The following is a 17,178-nucleotide window of genomic DNA, read 5'->3' on the forward strand; positions in this document are numbered from 1 at the left end:
TATCTATATACTAACTACTTTTAATAATTAATAATCACCCTGCAAGCTGGCACTAGAAGTTAAACTCAAAGATCAAACATATCAATTACACCGCAGTGGCGCATGTTATTGGGTAGAACAAGATGTGATTCTTCTTGCCGATGTGCATTTGGGAAAAAGCGCTCATTTTAGAAAGCATGGTATGGCTGTCCCGACACAGGCAGACGATAAAGAATACGATAAATTAAATGCGATTATAGAAGAGTTTCAACCATCTAGATTATGGTTTCTCGGCGATTTATTCCATTCTTATAAAAATGCAGAATGGCACTTCTTTGAACAATGGATCAATTCTCAAACCATAGAAATAGGTTTGGTAATGGGAAACCACGATGTTATATCTCGCGATTCTTTTGAGAGATTGGGCATGAAGACATACGACTCTTTACAGATGGGTAAGGTGCTTTTAACGCATCACCCAAAAGAAATAGAAGGTAGTTATAACATAGCTGGACACATCCATCCATCAATTAAATTACAAGGTAAAGGTAGACAGCAATTAAAACTGTCCTGTTTTTTCTGTACAGATTATGGAATGATTTTACCGGCTTTTGGTGATTTTACGGGCACTTACACTTTAAAGCCTAAAAAAGGGAATAGAATTTTTGCCATTGCAGGTGATGAGGTAGTGGAACTCAATTAGTTTTGTAAGCTTAAAATAATTCTAAATTCCTACAATTACTAAGGTATTCTAATCGCAAGATCCTATCTTTATAAGATGTCTAGAAAATTAACTTCCATATTAAATTTAATAAGTATTATCATTCTAATAGCCTGGAATGGGTATGCAAATACTGGTAACTATAACGGTAAAAGTGTAGGTGACCTGAGTGCAGAGTATGATAATTTATTCACTCCAGCACCGTATGCGTTTTCTATTTGGGGTATTATATTTTTAATGCTGGTTGTCTTTGGTGTCTATGGTGTTTATGTATCGTTTTCTAAAAAGCATCTCGCGGTAAATAAAGATTATAAAGCTGACTTCGTTAAAACAACGAGTCCGTGGTTTCTAGCGGCAAATGTTTTTTGTACACTATGGGTGGCTTTATGGTTAGATGAGCATATTGCAGCATCTGTAGTGATGATGTTAGGGATTCTTTTCTGTTTATTAATGTGTGTACGACAGTTAGATATGGAAATCTGGGATGCGCCATTTCCAGTAATCGCCTTTGTTTGGTGGCCGCTGTGTTTGTATTCTGGATGGATAAGTGTTGCTACTATCGCAAATATTGCTGCATGGTTAAATGGTACTTATGATATAACAATAACCACACAAGTGTATGTCACACTGCTCATGATTTTTATTGCTTTTATGGTAAATCTAGGTATGCTTATTTATCGCAATATGCGTGAATTTGCTCTAGTAGGGGTATGGGCACTAGTTGCGATATTCGTGAGATTTAAAACTCCCATAGATGGATTAAGTAAACTAGCAAGTAATCAAATAGCTTACCTTTCTTTGGGTTGTGCTATACTGTTAGTTCTAGCGATAAGTTTTCATGCGAGGAAAAATGCTGAGACTAATCCTGCAAAGAAAATGAAGGAGTGGAATGTCTCTCGATAAAAGTTACATTCCTTTAAAGTCATTTCCCCAACTAGGATAATTAAAAATAGTTTTTCTTAACTCTTCAAAGGTCATTTGTGCCTTCATAGCAATAGCGATCATATTGATTTGTTCACTAGCTTCTGGCCCTACGATGTGAGCACCTATGATGAGCCCGTTTTTTTTATCTAAAATTATTTTATAGGCATATGCTGTGGCATTGATACGTCTATTATTAAACCACTCGCTACCATCTTCTTGTATCACGTCATAATCTTTACCTTTTTTTTGAGCTTGTAATTCTGTAAGTCCTATACCTGCGCATTGTGGTATGGTGAATACGGTGCTAGGTATAGCTGGTGTGTCTATTCTTACTTTTTCACCGATAAGATTTTTTGCTACTACGTTTGCTTCTATACTACTTAATGGCGTTAAGGGTAGGTTTTTACTAGATACGTCTCCACAAGCATAAATATGAGGTTGGGTAGTGCTTTGTAAATATTCATTAACTACCAGGCCATTTTTATCACTTACTATATGTGCTTTTTCTAGATTTAGAGATTGTATTGCTGGGACTCTTCCTGCGGTATTGAAAACACAGTCTGTAGTGATTTGGTGCATACCGTCTTCCATGGAATAGTTAACGATATATCTCCCTTCTTTTTGCTCAACACTGGATGCTTGGGCATTTTTAATGATTTTAATGCCTAATTGTTCTGATGTTTCTTCAACATGTCGGGCAGTAAATTCTTCAAATGGAGCTAATATTTGTTCTCCTTTTTGAATCATAGTAACCTTAGATCCAGCTCTAGCGAGAATTTGTCCAAACTCCATTCCTATATATCCGGCTCCTACAAATACTACTTTTTCAGGAACTTCTTTCAAGTTGAAAAAATCTCCTGATGTAAGCATGAATTCTTCTCCAGGGATGCTTAATTCTAAAGGAATCATTCCTGTGGCAATAACAAAATGTGATGCTTTTATTTTTTCTCCATCTAGAATAACAATTTTAGGATCTATAAAACGAGCTTCTCCATGTAAACAAGTAATCCCTTTATTTTTGAGTTCTTGTTCTGTTTTATCTGGTATGTCCTTGGTATATCTACGAGCGTAATTCATCGCATCATTCCAGTTGAAGTTAATGGTACCGTCGATACCATCACCGGCCATGTCTTGTGCAAAATTAAATGCTTCTACAGATGCTAGAATAAGCTTCTTAGGATCACAACCTCGCTGTGAGCAAGTGCCACCATATTCTCGATTATCTATTATAGCAACGCTCATTCCAGCTTCTTTACATGTGTTAGCTACTAATTTACCTGCCGTACCGGTACCAAAAACAAAAACATCAAATTCTTTCATATCTTAAAGATAAGAGGGCGATTCATGTGGTTGTATTAAAGAATTCTCAATATTCTTGATATGCTTTCTTCAGGACGTATCTTTGTGATTATATTATGAGTTTTACTACTATTCTTAATCAATTTTCAAAAGCAGCGCAAACGCAAAGCTTAAAGGAAATTGTTGCCCAGTCTCAAGGTTCTACCACCATAAGTGGTCTTAACGGAAGTTCTATATCCATCGCTTTAAAAACTGCATTTCACGATGCAGATAAGCCATTCTTACTTATTTGTAACGATAAAGAAGAAGCTGCTTTTTATTTAAACGATCTAGAAAAAATGATAGGAGAGGATAAAGTCCTTTTCTATCCAGGTAGTTATAGACGTCCTTATCAAATAGAAGAAACCGATAACGCAAACGTGTTATTACGTGCAGAGGTTCTTAATCGCATCAACTCGCGCAAGAAGCCAGCAATGATAGTTACCTATCCAGATGCGCTTTTTGAAAAAGTAGTCACTCGTAAAGAGTTAGAGAAAAATACACTTAAAATATCGGTAGGAGATCAGATTTCCATAGAGTTTGCAAATGAGGTCCTTTTTGAATATAAATTTAAACGTGTGGATTTTGTTACCGAGCCAGGGGAATTCTCCTTGCGTGGTGGTATTCTGGATGTTTTTTCTTTCTCAAATGACGAACCTTATAGAATAGAGTTTTTTGGAAATGAGATCGATTCTATAAGAGTCTTTGATGTAGAGACACAGTTATCAAAGGATCAAACTAAAAAAATCTCCATTATTCCTAATGTGGAGAATAAACAGTCAGAAGAAACTCGAGAGAGCTTTTTAAAATACATTTCTAATAATACGGCTATATTCTCGATGAATATGGATTTATTATATGGTCGTGTTGATTCGCTTTTCGCGAAAGCGGAACAAGCATACAACGAATTGCAAGGTGAAATAAGACAGTTAAAACCTAAAGAAATATTTAGTGATAGCCAGTTGATTAAAACACAACTGAAGTCTTTTAATCATTTTGAATTTACCACAGCACAAGGTGTAGTGGTTTATAAAACCTCTCCACAACCTTCTTTTAATAAGCAATTTGATTTACTTATTGAGAATTTAAAAGAGAATGAAGAAAAAGGCTATAAGAATTATTTATTCTGTAGTAGTGAGCAACAAGCAAAACGTTTTCACGACATATTTGATGACATGAATGCTGATGTGCAGTATGAAACGGCAGTGATGTCTTTATATCGTGGTTTTATAAGTCATGATTTAAAAGCTGTTTGTTACACAGATCATCAAATATTTGAAAGATACCATAAATTCAATTTAAAGAATGGTTATGCAAAGAAGCAGGCAATTACTTTAAAAGAATTAAATACACTCGTGATAGGCGATTATGTAACTCATATCGACCATGGTATCGGTAAATTTGGTGGGTTACAGAAAATAGATGTCAACGGTAAAAAGCAAGAGGCTATTAAATTGATTTATGGAGAACGTGATATTCTTTATGTATCCATTCACTCTTTGCACAAAATAACACGTTACAGTAGTAAAGATGGAAAAGCGCCTAAAGTTTATAAATTAGGTAGTCCAGCATGGAAAAAATTAAAGGCAAAAACTAAAACGAAGGTCAAGCAAATTGCATTTGACTTAATTAAACTTTACGCAAAACGTCGTGCGCAAAAAGGATTCCAGTATGCGCCAGATGGTTATTTACAAAATGAGCTAGAGGCAAGTTTTATCTATGAGGACACTCCAGATCAAAGTAGCGCTACAGAGGACGTAAAAAGAGATATGGAAAGCGATCGACCTATGGATCGTTTAGTCTGTGGAGATGTAGGTTTTGGAAAAACAGAGGTTGCTATTAGAGCAGCGTTCAAAGCGGCAGTTAATGGTAAACAGGTAGCAGTTCTTGTTCCTACCACTATTCTTGCCTTTCAACATGCCAAGACTTTTAAAGAACGTCTAGCAGATTTACCTGTTAAGGTAGATTATCTTAATAGGTTTAGAACCGCAAAAGAGCGCAAAGGTGTTCTAGAAGGACTAGAAAACGGTTCTATAGATATAGTTATAGGGACGCATCAACTGGTTAGTAAATCCATTCAATTTAAAGATCTAGGATTATTAATTATTGACGAAGAGCAAAAATTTGGTGTGGCAGTTAAGGATAAGCTTAAAACACTTAAAGAAAATATAGATACACTTACATTAACGGCTACGCCTATACCTAGAACATTACAGTTCTCGTTAATGGCAGCTCGTGATTTAAGTGTGATTAAAACGCCACCACCTAACAGACACCCAGTAGAGACTAAAGTAGTACGTTTTAGTGAGGAGACTATACGCGATGCGGTGAGTTATGAGATATCTCGTGGTGGACAAGTGTTCTTTGTACACAACCGTATTGAAAATATTAAAGAAGTAGCAGGAATGATACAGCGATCGGTTCCTGAGGCAAAAGTAGGTATCGGTCACGGACAGATGGACGGTAAAAAGCTAGAAGAACTCATGCTTGCTTTTATAAATGGTGAGTTTGATGTGCTCGTTTCTACCACAATTATTGAAAGCGGTCTAGATGTACCTAATGCAAATACTATTTTTATCAATAGTGCCAACAACTTTGGTCTATCAGATTTACACCAGATGCGTGGACGTGTAGGGCGTAGTAATAAAAAAGCATTTTGTTACTTCATCACACCACCGTATGATGTAATGACAGAAGATGCTAGAAAACGTATACAAGCATTGGAAATGTTTTCTGACTTAGGTAGTGGTTTTAATATCGCTATGAAAGATCTAGAAATACGTGGTTCAGGAGATATTCTGGGTGGAGAGCAAAGTGGATTTATAAATGAAATAGGATTTGATACGTATCAAAAAATTCTTAGTGAAGCTATTACTGAGTTAAAAGAAAATGAATTTGCCGATCTTTATGAGACTAACGATAAAGAGAAGAAACATGTTACCGAGGTAACTATAGATTCTGATTTTGAGTTATTGTATCCAGATGATTATATCAACTCGATTACAGAGCGTCTAGCGCTTTATGCAAAGCTTAACGATGTAGAAGGTGAAAAAGGTCTAGAGGTTTATAAAAAGGAGCTTATAGATCGTTTTGGAGAACTTCCTGAAGAGGCAGAAAACTTATTGACGAGTGTTAGGATTAAATGGATAGCTACTCGATTAGGACTCGAGAAGATCGTGATGAAACAAGGTAAGTTTATAGGTTACTTTGTGTCAGACCAGCAAAGCGGTTTCTATCAGACAGAAGATTTCGGTCGTGTACTTAAAGCGGTGCAAAACAATCCTAAGATTTTAAGAATGAAAGAAAAACAAACTCGTGCAGGATTGAGATTGTTACTAACCGTTGAGAACGTGAAAACGGTAGATAAGGTATATGATATATTAAATGCTATCATGCCTACTGCTGTTTCTGCGTAAATGATAGAAATCTGGTGATTTTTTTTGATAAAGGCACAATTAATACTGTCGTTATGAAAATCAAGATACCATATATTAATTTTTACAATTAGAGAGATAAAATTTGAAACAACTTACCCATTACGACATAGAAAACCAGCAGAAGCAATTTCCTATAACCATAGTTTGTGACGCGATTAGAACACCAGAAAATATAGGGATGTGTTTCCGTATATCAGAGAGTTTTGGGGTAGAGAAAATATACTTTCATGAAGACTCGCCTACCATAGCAAATAGAGTGGTTAAAAAAACGGCTAGAAACACTGCTGCCCAAATCGATTATGATACTTACGATAATTTTACAGCTTTAATAAATAAATTAAAGAAAGACGGTAACACGATTATAGGAATCGAGATTACCGATAAAAGTGTTGCTATTCAAAAGTTCGATTTTAAGAATCATGATAAAATCGTATTGCTTTTGGGTAGTGAACGTCATGGTATAGAAAACGTGGACTTACTAGATTACACGGTGTCCATACCTATGTTCGGTAGGAACTCGAGTATGAATGTGATACACAGTCTCGCTATTTCATTATATGAGGTTACCAATCAGCTTTCAGATAAATAGAAATCTGGTTACTCCGGTTTACTTAAATATAAAAACGCCTCGATCAGTAAATAGATCGAGGCGTTTTTGTTTAGTTACGCTTTCGCGAAAGCGAGATTATTACAATCTACATCCATTGTTTCCATGGTAGTCTAGAAAGAACTACTAAAAATGCTAGGGTATAAAATATAGCTAGTACTTTAAATTTACCATTACTAACGATTTTCTTTTTGTGTTTAGAGTATCCTACAGTTAGCAAGGCAACAGCGATGATCATCATTAAAGGATGTTCTAGAGCTAGTAATCTTATCTCTGGAGTACTCATTACAGTAGATGTATCGCTAAATAGCATACTAGAGTACGGAGAGAATGCCCAAAGAGCAAGTCCTAATAAAAGTTGAATGTGTGTAACGATAAGTCCTACTAGTGCTAGACTAAAGTCTTTATTCCCAAATTCTTTTTTACCTGCAAAACCGATTATGGCATTAATAGTTGCGATGGCCAATACTAAGATTAGTAGATACGCCCAACCAGAGTGAGCAGATTTTAAAATGCTATACATAATTTAATAATTTGATTCAAAAATAATTCAAAAACAAAGAACCCTACTCGTTTTGAGTAGGGTTCTTGTAATATATGGTAAAAAGTATTTCTTAGTTAAAGATATATCTAAGACCTACCTGCATTTGCCATCTTGAAGAACGAGTACCTGCGTCATCGATAGTTTCAAAACCTTCTGCAAAGTTAGGGTTGAATGAGAACTCAGGGTCAACACCATTACTTTCTACTTCTACGATACCTACATTACCAAAGCTGTTGGTAACAAATTTTTGCTCACCCCAATCTTTATTCAAGAAGTTGAAGAAGTTAAAGATATCTAGAGACAACTGGAATGTGTGTTTCTTATCATTGATGTCAAGACTAAAATCTTGTAGAACCTTTAAATCAACAATGTGATTCCATGGTCCACGATCTCCGTTACGCTCAGCATACTCACCACGACGTTCACTTAAGTAATCATTACTTTCAATAAAAGCATCTAAAGCTGTCCATTGGTCAGCAGCAGTAACACCATTATTATCTACTAAGTTAATTTCACTTGCGTTTCTTGGTATGTAAAATAAGGCACCATCAGTTGAGTCATCATTAAGTAAATCTCTACCCTGATACGTATAACTTAAAGCACCACCTTGTTGTCCATTATAGAAGATACCGAATGTGGTTTTTATGTTTTCAGTCCAGTTTAACTCATAAGATGCGTTTGCAGACACTCTGTGTCCTACTGCAAATGCAGAGTTACCGATACCAGCATTGTTCTTACCGTCTGCAGTAACTATATTTCTCCATTGAGAACTGTTTTGAGAAGAAGTTCCCTCAAAGATAGATTTACCTTGTCCGTAAGAATAAGAAACCTGACCTCCAAAACCGTTTTGGAATGGCTTAGTAATACTAAATGTACCGTTGTAAGACCAACCTTCATTTGTGTTACTACCTAAGATAATTCTAGTGTAAGTATCATCTATTTCATCACCACGATCATAGAATGGACGTCCGTCTTCATTATTTAAGAATTCAGTTGCATCTCTTAAGTTCAAGTTTTGATAGAAAACATTGTTGATGTTATCGTTGTACAAGAAATCTGCACTTACAATTAATCCCCAGATATCTGTTTTTTGATCTATACCAATGTTGTATTTCATTACTTGCGGCAATTTGAAGTCTGGAGTGAAGATATCTATTTGACCACCATTTGCGCCACTTCCTGGAGCAGGAGAACCGTTTAATGGTTGGTTGAAAGGATCTGCAACAAAGTTTTGGCTACCGAAAGCAGCAGCTTCACCAACAGCGATACCGTTGTTGTTATAAGCACCACCTGGCCATACTAGAGGAATACGTGAAGTAAAGATTCCTAAACCACCACGGATTTGAGTTCTTCTATCACCATTTACGTCCCAGTTGAAACCTGCACGTGGAGAAACATGTATCTGACTTTTAATTCCTTTACCTACACGAGCACCTAGTAAATCTTTACCTTCTGCTTCTAGTAATGCAACACTTCTTGTGTTAAAGTCATCGTTAGCTTGTCCATCTTCAAAGAAAGGAACGTCAAAACGTACACCATAAGTTAACTTGAAGTTATCTGTTAAACTCCACTGATCTTGAGCATAGATACCTAATTGAGAATATGTAAATGCAGCAGCTGCATCTTGGATGTCATCACCAGTAGTTCCTGCAGGATCTAATAAAGAATAAGAGTGGAAATAAGAATCTGCAGCAACATCGTTAGTTGGATCGTTATCGAAGTATGTGTTGAATTCTGCAAGACTGTTGAAACTGTATTGACCATAATTTTGTCTTACAAATACGTTTCTCATATCATAATGCTCAAAGTTACCACCGAAAGTCATGTTGTGAGCTCCTTTAGAAACCTCAAAGTTGTTAGTTACTGTAAAGATTTTCTGCTCAAGAATGTTTGCAGTAGAAAAAGCTTCAGAACCGAATGTGATAGAACCATCACCATCATTAATACTAACTCTTGGGAAAGGATTTCCGATAGGATTACGGTCATCACTTACTTTAGTATAGCTTACGATTAAGTTGTTAGATAGGTTTCTACCGTTAGTAGTATTCCATTCTAATGTAGAAAAGTTAGTTGTAGATGGGAAAAAGATTCCTGCATCTGCAAAGTTGATAGATCTGTTACTACTTTGACTAGGAGAGATAGACTCACCGTTTACGTAGTTGTGCTTTGCAGTAATTGTATTCTTATCATTAATGTTATAATCTAACTTGATAGTGAATTTCTCACTGTTAAGCTCTGTGATTGTGTTTTCATATCCACCAGGATTATAACCAAATGTGTTGATTAAGTTGTCTCTTAATGTGTTGATGTCAGCAATGCTGCTATCTCCATTATATGTGCTAGGGTCAAATGGTCTAGGCTCTTCTTCTCTCTGTACTTCTGCGTTTACAAAGAAGAATAATTTATCCTTGATAATTGGACCACCTACACGTGCACCATAAAGGTTTGCAGTAAATGCATCTAATCTTTCACGGTTATCTTCACTGATACCTACTGGGGTTTTACCAGCTAGTTTTTCATTACGAGTGTAGAAATAAGCACTTCCTTTTACTTCATTAGTACCAGAACGAGTAATTGCGTTAATTGCACCACCTGTAAAACCAGACTGGCGTACATCAAAAGGAGCAACGTTTACTTGAAAAGACTCGATAGCATCGATAGAGATAGGGTTAACACCTATCTGTCCACCGTTAGTACCAGATCCTGCAAGACCAAAAACATCATTGTTTACAGCACCATCCACAAAGATAGAGTTGTAACGGTTGTTCTGACCAGCGATAGAAATAGCACCACCTTCAGAAACAGTAGCTTGTGGAGTTTTTCTTAAGAAATCACCAATTCCTCTTGTTACAGAAGGCATAGTGTTAATTTCACGTTGTGAGATGTTAGTTTCAGTTCCTGTTTTACCAGAATCAAAAACACCGTCTCTAACAGCATTAATAGTAATAGCGTCTAAAGAATTAGACTCGTCTGTCATAGAAATACTAATTTTCTCAGACTGACCTAATTGTAGAAAAATGTTTTCTAATTTTTCTTCTGTCTTACCTACGTAAGAAATGGTAATCGTGTAAGGACCACCTACACGCATGTTAGAAATACGATAGTAACCGTCTATGTCTGTAGAAGTACCATAATTAGTTCCTGTAGGACCATGTACTGCGACTATGGTAGCTCCTAAAAGAGGCTCTTGAGCAGCGTCTATAGTTTCCATGATACGACCATTAATGCTTGAGGTAGTAACCTGTGCACTAACTGCCATAGAACTTAAGAAAAGCCCGATTGCAAATAAAAAGTGTAATGTTCTGTTCATTTCAGAATTAGATTTAGTTTGATTTTGCAAAAGTACGTCGCAAATCATTAATCCAATATTAAGCTAACATTAAGAAGTGAAACACTTGTTAACGTTAATTAACTGAAAAACAGATTTTTATTTATTATGGGAATAAAATCTTTTTAAAAGTGAGTTCGTACTGCTGTCATGGCCATCAGATTTAGAACTTTTTATGTCTGTTAAAATAGCGTCTGCTAGTACCTTACCTAATTGTACACCCCATTGATCATAACTATAGATGTTCCATATCACACCTTCGGTAAAAATTTTGTGTTCATACATGGCCACTAGTTTACCTAAACTTTTTGGGGTAAGTTCATCTATAAGGATAGTGGTAGTAGGTTTATTACCTTCAAAAACTTGAAAAGGAAGCAACTTTTCTATTTCAGATTTAGATTTTCCTGATTCAGCATGATCTTGTAATACTTCTTCTTCAGTTTTACCATTCATCAACGCCTCTGTTTGTGCAAAGAAATTTGCCATAAGCTTGTTGTGATGATCTGGTTGGTTGTATTTCGCTTTCGCGAAAGCGATAAACTGAGCAGGAATTAATTTTGTTCCTTGATGTATTAATTGAAAAAAGGCATGTTGTGAATTAGTTCCAGGTTCTCCCCAAACGATATTACCAGTTTCATAAGTAACTCGATCTCCATTGCGATCTACACTTTTACCATTACTTTCCATAATAGCTTGCTGTAAATAAGCTGGAAGTCTATGTAGGTATTGTGTGTATGGAATAATCGCTTCACTTTGTGCTTTATAAAAGTTGTTATACCAAATGGTCAATAAAGCCAATTGCACTGGAATATTTTTATCAAAAGAAGTATTCTTAAAATGTGCGTCCATTTCTTGTGCACCATCGAGTAATCCTTGAAAATTCTTAGAGCCTATGCCTAATGCAACGCTCATTCCTACCGTGCTCCATAGAGAAAAGCGTCCACCTACCCAGTCAAACATCGGGAAAATGTTTGCTTGATCGATCCCAAAATCTACAGCGCGCTGCACATTACTACTTACTGCAATGAAATGTTTTGCGACTGCTTCTGGATTTACTTTTTCTTTAAACCAGTTTCTAATGGTTGTGGAGTTAGTAAGGGTTTCTTGCGTTCCAAAAGACTTTGAAACAATAACAAAAAGCGTCGTTTCTGGATTAACTTTCTTTAAAACTTCTTCTACATGATCACCTTCTACGTTAGAAACAAAATGTAATGTAAGGTCATTTTTATAAGCTTGCATAGCTTCATAAATCATGACCGGACCTAAGTCGCTACCACCTATTCCTATGTTAACTACGGTATCAAATTTCTGACCGCTTGCTGCAGTGATCGTACCTTTATTTACAGCATCTACAAAAGCAAACATCTTTTTTTTACTCGCTATTGCAGCGATAACATTATCTGCGACAGGTGAGTAAGTGTCAGTAGTCCTTAACGCAGTGTGTAATACCGAACGATTTTCTGTCGCATTTATTTTTTCTCCACCAAAATACGAATCAATCGCGTCGCTCAGTCGGCATTGATTTGCTAGATCGACTAGTTTACCTTGTGTTTCTCTGGTAATTAAGTTTTTAGAAAGATCTACATAAAAATCATCAACCTGTAGAGTCAATTCTTCTGCACGATTTTTATTGTTTTGAAAAGCTTCTTTTAGGTTTAAACTTTTTGCAGTTTTATAATGATCTAGAAGTGCTTGCCATGCAGCAGTAGAAGTAGGGTTGATGTTTTTCATAATCTTATAGATTTTAAAAAAGGAATAATTAATCAGTAGAGTTTGTCTGCTGTTGTACTTGGTGCTATAGTACAGGATCCATTTCCTTAAAAGGAAGTTGGTCTATTTCTATTTTTAAAGGAGCGATAAATTCCATGTAGGTTTCCATGGCTTCTTCTGGAAGAGGATCTGCACTAGGTAGATTCTGTTTATAAGGATCTACTTGTTTTCCATTTACCCAAAACCTGTAACAAACATGAGGTCCAGTGGCAAGTCCGGTACTACCTACGGTACCTATTACCTGGCCTTGTTTTACACGCTGCCCGACTTTTACTTTACGCTTAGTCATGTGTAAATATTGGGTAGAATACGTGCCGTTATGTTTGATTTTTACATAATTACCGTTACCTCCAGTATAAGAGGACTTGGTTACTATACCGTTTGCAGTAGCAACGATAGGCGTTCCATATGCAGCTGCATAATCTGTTCCTTTGTGTGCTTTCCACCTTTTTTGGACTGGATGAAATCTTCTTTTAGTAAATCTAGATGATATTCTAGAGTAGTTTACAGGAGCTTTTAAGAAAAAACTTCTCAAAGTCTTTCCGTTATCATCATAATAATCACTCATTCCTGTGATAGAATCGGTTACATAGTCAAATGCGTAGAAAGGAGTTTCATCTGTCTCAAATACGGCTGCTTCTATAGATTCTATTCCTGCATATATGGAGTCGTTGATGTAACGTTCTTGATAGATCATTTTAAAACGATCTCCTTTTTGAAGTTTAAAGAAGTCAATAGACCATTTGTAAATATCAGATAATTCATAAATGGCACTTAATCCTAGACCTTCTTCGGCCATAGCCTCAGATAGTGTCGAGTTAATAATGCCACTTGCTGTTTTTCTTTTGTAAGAAATAGGATGTTTATCTTTATAAGCAGCGAGAGTGTCATTAAAATGAACAACTACATAATCTAACTTTGAAGGTTCATAAATAAACGCCTCTGGTGTACCTATGCTATCTTTTCTCTTTAAGATTTTAAAGGGTTTTCCAGCTTGTATTCTACGTAGGTCATAGACTTCATTAAGTCTGTTTGCGGTTTTATAGGCGCTTTGACCTTCGACTATATGATCTGAGATTAAATCATTGAATGTTGCGCCACTAACTACTGTGTCAGCTACTAGTTCAAAATCATTAAGATCATAACCATACTTCATTTTAGGTTCAACAACCACAGGTGTAGGCTCTTGAGCTTCTTCGATAGTTTCTACGTCTTCTTTACATGATGTAAAGCCTAGTGCTAGTAACATACCAGCGATGAAATATTTTTTCATCATTACTTTGTGTTTAATACGTGATCAACCCATTGTTTACCCCAGTTCTCGTGTTCTTCTTGCGTCCATAAAGTAGGGAAGTAAGATATTTTCTGAAAACTAGGCGGTAAAAATTCTTTCCAGTTAGTGCCTCCTGTCGCTTTTACAGCTTTTCCTTCTTTTCTCAAATACCTATGTGCAGCGCCCATGTGCATAAGTAGCCAATTGATATTTGCATTTTGATCTAAAAGTCGTAATGCTTTTTGAAGCTCTGGTGTTTTTTCTTCTTCTGGTAAGGATAAGTAGCGCTGATTGAGATTTGTGTGTTCTACTTCATTTGCTATTCTCAAAAACCTAGGAGTGTAACGTTTTTCAAACTGTTTTAGTGTGAGCGTTTTTTCTCCCGTATTCATATCTATACCACCTTTTTTCCAATAGATGTTCTCAAATAGATCTTCAATGGTGTTGTCGTTCTCGCTTTCGCGAAAGCGGGACCTAACAGAAGGGTGAACTAGATTTATTAAATCACTACTGTGAAATTCTATCATCCTGAATTGTGCGCTTTGAAAACCACTAGCAGGAAGTAGGGACATTCTAAATTTTAAGAATTGCTCGCGTTCCATACCTTTAATCATTACCTCAAAAGAGTTGATTAGTACGGTAAAGTATCTATTAATACGCAATATTTTCTCTTCAAAAAACTTACCAGTTAATTGCTCACTTTCTATAATTTGAGTTTGCTCATGTATGATGAGCTTAAAATAAAGTTCGGTAATTTGATGGTAACCGATGAAAATCATCTCATCAGGAAAATCTGTGGATGGTACTTGTAGACTAAGTAAAGTGTCTAATCGTATATAATCCCAGTAGGTCGTAAATCTGTCATAAAGTAAACCATCTAAGTAGGAGAGCATGTCCTGACCGGAATTTTTAAACTTATCTTCTAGTAATTTAATGCGCTGCGCTATTTCTGGGCTGATTTCTTGAGACATGTAGTTCATTTAAAATGACAAGCAAAAGTAATCAACCTTCAGGTTTCTATCAATTTTACGAGGCACAGACTTTATCTTAATTTATTAAATTAAGAGATTAATTCTTGAAATATTTCAATAACGATGAAACTCTTAATCATCTGCAATAATGTGAAAAGAGTGTTTCAAACCTTTGAAAGCTTCTAAGTCTGCGGTAAGAGAACCTACAGCAAGTTTTGCTTTAATTTTTAAAGGCATTTTGTTTTCGTCTTTTGATATCCATACGGTTAGACTTTCTTCTTCTTTAAATACACGTCCAGACTGTACATATGGTCTAAATTTTAAAGAAGCTACTTTACCAAATTTAGTTTTAAGCACTTCTTCACCTAGATATTTAAGTTTAAAGTCAAAGTTTTCTTTATCAAAAAACATAGGTAGAGTAAACTCGTCACCAGCTTTAATAGTTTTTATATCTACCATATTTCTCAAGTGGTAGAAGGCACTCATCATGTCTTGTGTAGATGGTTCAATATCTACGGTAGTTTTTTCATTGTGCTTTTTATCGTTAACCATGGCAGTTCCTGCTTCATGATCAAAGTCTATTTGGATATTTTTAGTGTGTCCGCCTTCATCTATTTTACGAATGAAACGATATGGTTTTACGGTTTCACGATCTATGTAGGTTTCATACTTATCATCTACTTTAAAGAAAAGGTGTAAGAGTCCGGTAGATTTTCCTTTACCTTTTATGTGATAGACTGGCTTACCTTTTAATCGAGCTTTGTCTATTTTCATTTCGGCGTAGCTGGCATTGAAGACGCCGTAATGAATTCTAAATTTGAACCATTCACCATCTTCAAAGGCCTGCTGTTCTATACCGATAGATTCTACTCCTGGAGTAAAGGCTGTAGTAGTTACAAATACAGCTATCATTAAAAAAATAATCTTTTTCATATCTATAAAAATTGATCGTGAATAAAGCATCACGATTTTTTAAATGCAAAGTCTATTCCAAACTGACAACTGTATCGTTATCAGTAAATTATAAAGTACCGCGTAATGCTTGTTCTCTTTCTATTGCTTCAAATAATGCTTTAAAGTTTCCTACACCAAAGGATTGAGCTCCTTTGCGCTGTATTACTTCTATAAACATGGTCGGCCTATCAACTACCGTTTTTGTGAATAATTGTAACAAATAGCCTTCTTCATCTCTATCTATAAGAATACCGTGTTTTTTCAACACCTCTACATCTTCGTCTATCTCTCCTACACGTTCTGTTAGATCGTCATAGTATTCATCTGGTACGTAAAGGAATTCTACGCCTCTCTCTCGCATTGCGCTTACGGTAGCAACTATGTCATCTGTAGCGACAGCTATGTGTTGTACACCAGGACCGTTATAGAAGTCTAAGTATTCTTCAATTTGAGATTTTTTCTTTCCTTTTGCAGGTTCGTTGATAGGGAATTTTACTCTACCATTACCGTTGCTCATTACTTTACTCATAAGAGCTGTATAGTCTGTAGCGATGTCATCGTCTGCAAATGAAATAATTTGAGCAAAGCCCATTACTTCTCCATAGAATTTACACCAAGTATTCATCTCGTCCCAGCCTACATTTCCTACCATGTGGTCTATAAATTTAAGACCTACTGGTTCTGGATTATAATGAGATTCCCATTTTTGAAAACCAGGTAAAAATAAACCGTTGTAGTTTTTGCGCTCTATAAACATATGGACCGTTTCTCCATAAGTGTAGATACCAGATTTTACGATTTCACCGTGTTCATCTTTTTCTACAACAGGTTCTAAATATGGTTTTGCACCTCTTTTAGTAGTTTCTTCAAATGCTTTTCTAGCGTCTTCCACCCACAGAGCAACAACTTTTACCCCATCTCCATGGACGTTGATGTGTTCATTGAGTTCTCCGCCTTTTTGAAGAGGAGTAGTAAGTACAAGTCTTATTTTGCCTTGTTTTAAAACATAAGAAACACGATCCTTAAGTCCGGTTTCTAATCCAGCATAAGCTTCAGACTGAAATCCAAATGCTGTTTTATAGAAATGTGCGCTTTGTTTTGCGTTACCTACATATAATTCTACATAATCTGTTCCTAAAAGCGGAAGGAAGTCTTCAGCCTCTTTGAAAAGTTTTTTGAGTGAATATTCAGTGTTTTGTAAGTCTTTTAAGTTTTTGATTTCAGCTGCCATAATAGTTGTTTAAAAAGTATAAATAAATTGTAATGTCGGTGGTGTTGGGCTAACCTTTATTACCACATGGCCCTCAAATGAGGAGTTATATCTATTCTTTT

Annotated in this window: 12 protein-coding genes; 4 read left to right on the forward strand and 8 right to left on the reverse strand. The window is 35.8% G+C overall.

Annotated elements, in window-relative coordinates:
- Positions 1-46 precede the first annotated feature (46 nt).
- Positions 47-682, forward strand: coding sequence for a ligase-associated DNA damage response endonuclease PdeM (pdeM, locus tag ABJF08_RS11050; RefSeq protein ID WP_348116316.1), 636 nt, complete (start codon positions 47-49; stop codon positions 680-682).
- A 75-nt stretch (positions 683-757) separates the two neighbouring features.
- Complete coding sequence (locus ABJF08_RS11055; protein WP_348116288.1) at positions 758-1,603, forward strand: hypothetical protein; 846 nt, start codon at positions 758-760, stop codon at positions 1,601-1,603.
- Between the two features lie 3 nt (positions 1,604-1,606).
- Here ABJF08_RS11055 and ABJF08_RS11060 read toward each other — a convergent pair whose 3' ends face one another.
- Entirely contained in the window at positions 1,607-2,944 is a 1,338-nt protein-coding gene (locus tag ABJF08_RS11060) for an NAD(P)/FAD-dependent oxidoreductase (RefSeq protein WP_348116289.1), read from the reverse strand.
- 95 nt (positions 2,945-3,039) lie between these two features.
- On the opposite strand from ABJF08_RS11060, the gene mfd reads away from it, so the two are divergent.
- Together mfd and ABJF08_RS11070 are read left to right on the forward strand one after the other, a co-directional pair.
- A complete protein-coding gene (gene mfd / locus ABJF08_RS11065; RefSeq protein ID WP_348116291.1) occupies positions 3,040-6,378 on the forward strand; it encodes a transcription-repair coupling factor in 3,339 nt (1,112 codons plus the stop codon).
- A 103-nt stretch (positions 6,379-6,481) separates the two neighbouring features.
- On the forward strand, positions 6,482-6,988 hold the full coding sequence (locus tag ABJF08_RS11070; protein ID WP_348116292.1) for a TrmH family RNA methyltransferase: 507 nt from the start codon (positions 6,482-6,484) through the stop codon (positions 6,986-6,988).
- Positions 6,989-7,094: 106 nt separating this feature from the next.
- Here ABJF08_RS11070 and ABJF08_RS11075 read toward each other — a convergent pair whose 3' ends face one another.
- The 7 genes from ABJF08_RS11075 to hppD form a co-directional block, all read right to left on the reverse strand.
- The gene (locus tag ABJF08_RS11075; RefSeq protein ID WP_104514522.1) at positions 7,095-7,529 is read right to left on the reverse strand and encodes a hypothetical protein; all 435 of its coding nucleotides are present in this window, start codon (positions 7,527-7,529) and stop codon (positions 7,095-7,097) included.
- A 91-nt stretch (positions 7,530-7,620) separates the two neighbouring features.
- Positions 7,621-10,860, reverse strand: coding sequence for a carboxypeptidase regulatory-like domain-containing protein (locus ABJF08_RS11080; protein ID WP_348116295.1), 3,240 nt, complete (start codon positions 10,858-10,860; stop codon positions 7,621-7,623).
- A gap of 117 nt (positions 10,861-10,977) precedes the next feature.
- The gene (gene pgi / locus ABJF08_RS11085; protein ID WP_348116296.1) at positions 10,978-12,609 is read right to left on the reverse strand and encodes a glucose-6-phosphate isomerase; all 1,632 of its coding nucleotides are present in this window, start codon (positions 12,607-12,609) and stop codon (positions 10,978-10,980) included.
- A gap of 64 nt (positions 12,610-12,673) precedes the next feature.
- The gene (locus ABJF08_RS11090; RefSeq protein ID WP_348116297.1) at positions 12,674-13,924 is read right to left on the reverse strand and encodes a peptidoglycan DD-metalloendopeptidase family protein; all 1,251 of its coding nucleotides are present in this window, start codon (positions 13,922-13,924) and stop codon (positions 12,674-12,676) included.
- Positions 13,924-14,892: a tryptophan 2,3-dioxygenase family protein gene (locus ABJF08_RS11095; protein WP_348116298.1), complete on the reverse strand. Its 969-nt coding sequence runs from the start codon at positions 14,890-14,892 to the stop codon at positions 13,924-13,926. The genes ABJF08_RS11090 and ABJF08_RS11095 overlap by 1 nt, the downstream gene beginning before the upstream one ends.
- Positions 14,893-15,024: 132 nt before the next feature.
- A complete protein-coding gene (locus tag ABJF08_RS11100) occupies positions 15,025-15,804 on the reverse strand; it encodes a DUF3108 domain-containing protein (RefSeq protein ID WP_348116317.1) in 780 nt (259 codons plus the stop codon).
- 109 nt (positions 15,805-15,913) lie between these two features.
- Complete coding sequence (hppD, locus tag ABJF08_RS11105; protein ID WP_348116300.1) at positions 15,914-17,077, reverse strand: 4-hydroxyphenylpyruvate dioxygenase; 1,164 nt, start codon at positions 17,075-17,077, stop codon at positions 15,914-15,916.
- Positions 17,078-17,178: the final 101 nt, after the last annotated feature.

The organism is Nonlabens sp., from assembly GCF_039941875.1.
Taxonomy (GTDB): Bacteria; Bacteroidota; Bacteroidia; order Flavobacteriales; family Flavobacteriaceae; genus Nonlabens.

Bases quoted from the DNA above. Each gene is read 5' to 3' on its own strand.
- ABJF08_RS11055 (WP_348116288.1), top strand. From the start codon at position 758: ATGTCTAGAAAATTAACTTCCATATTAAATTTAATAAGTATTATCATT.
- ABJF08_RS11060 (WP_348116289.1), bottom strand. From the start codon at position 2,944: ATGAAAGAATTTGATGTTTTTGTTTTTGGTACCGGTACGGCAGGTAAA.
- mfd (WP_348116291.1), top strand. From the start codon at position 3,040: ATGAGTTTTACTACTATTCTTAATCAATTTTCAAAAGCAGCGCAAACG.
- ABJF08_RS11075 (WP_104514522.1), bottom strand. From the start codon at position 7,529: ATGTATAGCATTTTAAAATCTGCTCACTCTGGTTGGGCGTATCTACTA.
- ABJF08_RS11080 (WP_348116295.1), bottom strand. From the start codon at position 10,860: ATGAACAGAACATTACACTTTTTATTTGCAATCGGGCTTTTCTTAAGT.
- pgi (WP_348116296.1), bottom strand. From the start codon at position 12,609: ATGAAAAACATCAACCCTACTTCTACTGCTGCATGGCAAGCACTTCTA.
- ABJF08_RS11090 (WP_348116297.1), bottom strand. From the start codon at position 13,924: ATGATGAAAAAATATTTCATCGCTGGTATGTTACTAGCACTAGGCTTT.
- ABJF08_RS11095 (WP_348116298.1), bottom strand. From the start codon at position 14,892: ATGTCTCAAGAAATCAGCCCAGAAATAGCGCAGCGCATTAAATTACTA.
- ABJF08_RS11100 (WP_348116317.1), bottom strand. From the start codon at position 15,804: ATGATAGCTGTATTTGTAACTACTACAGCCTTTACTCCAGGAGTAGAA.
- hppD (WP_348116300.1), bottom strand. From the start codon at position 17,077: ATGGCAGCTGAAATCAAAAACTTAAAAGACTTACAAAACACTGAATAT.